General features: G+C 43.0%; 1 protein-coding gene. It reads left to right on the top strand.

The genetic code is table 11. The features are described 5' to 3' along the window. Window positions 1-1,283, top strand: a 1,283-nt coding sequence (locus J5224_RS28195) for a tetratricopeptide repeat protein (protein WP_264628417.1), incomplete at its 5' end; no start/stop codon positions are given. Window positions 1,284-1,320 lie beyond the last annotated feature (37 nt).

The following is a 1,320-nucleotide window of genomic DNA, read 5'->3' as shown; positions in this document are numbered from 1 at the left end:
AAAGTGGCAAGCTTATCTGCCAAAATGACCATGCCGATGATTGGCTTTATTATGTTTCCATTGTTGGCAATAATTGTCGGACCAGGTTTGATAGGGATGATGGCATTATGGGGAAGTTAGTTAATATTTTATTATTACTTTCAGGGTTGTTGCTCGGCGGGTGTGTTACGAAAGCCGGAGATCACGATGCTATCGATGAGGAACAGAAGGAGTTTATTCTTACCAAGATGAATGATTTCCAAGGACTCATTAAGTTATATCGTGAAAAACTAAATCGAAAAGAGGATGCAAAAACACGGTATATTTTGGCAAATCATTACCACTCTGCCATGGATTATGAATCATCAAGGCATTATTTAGCGCCTTTGCTGGTCGATAATCCCGATGAAGATATTCTGTTGCTTGAAGGCAAGAATTTGCTGGAACAGGGACAGATCGCGCAAGCGCTTGGTTGCGTCAGGGCGGCTTTAAGTAAAAATCCTGAACACGGGGAAGCGTTAAACACACAAGGCGTGTTGCTGGCGCAGCAGGGCGATTATCTTGCTGCCAAGGCATCGTTCGATAAAGCTCGGACGCATTTTGTTGATGAAGATAAGGTCATTAACAACCTGGCGATGCTGGCCATCATGCAGGAGGATTATCCTACCGCGAGGGATTATCTGGCACCCTTATATGCGCGAGGGTATACGGGTGAAAACCTATTACATAATTTAGTGTTTGTGCTGGTGAAAATGCGGGATTTTGAGGGCGCGGAAGCGGTGCTGCATCGAGCAAAGAACGTTGATGTCAGTGATGGTTTGCTTGAATCGTTATCAAAAATCAAGCCCCGCTCTCAACTCCAGTTACAGCAACGCGAATTGCTGGCTAAGCAAGAGGTATTGATAAAAAAAGGCCAAGGTGATGAAGACGCTACGCCCGCTTTACCGTTATCGAAAGAACATAATAACGAGATTATTGCGGTCCGGGCGGGACAACATGAAAAGTATTTCCGCATGGCAATGGCATCTCGGGAACGAATTGCAATTAAACAACTTGGTGATCGGACACTGAACCAGGTAGTCTATGAATTACGAGGCGTGACCGCAAGTGATGACATATTACGCATAGGAAACAGCTTGATGGTAGATGGTAATGTACGGTCAATTTCAATTGCGCATAAAGATAATAACACTATTCTTGTTAAGTTCATATTAAAGAAAAAACTGGATAAGTTGAAAGTATTCCACCTTGCGGCTGAAAAATCAGAACCGGAAAGATTGGTGTTTGATTTCTATCACGGCTAATCTTTTTTGGGCTCCTTTTATTTATTTTCTCTGAGCT

It is taken from the genome of Candidatus Symbiopectobacterium sp. NZEC135 (assembly GCF_025962695.1).
The sequence above is the reverse complement of the archived record's forward strand: the minus strand, read 5'-3'. Positions and strand labels throughout refer to the sequence as shown.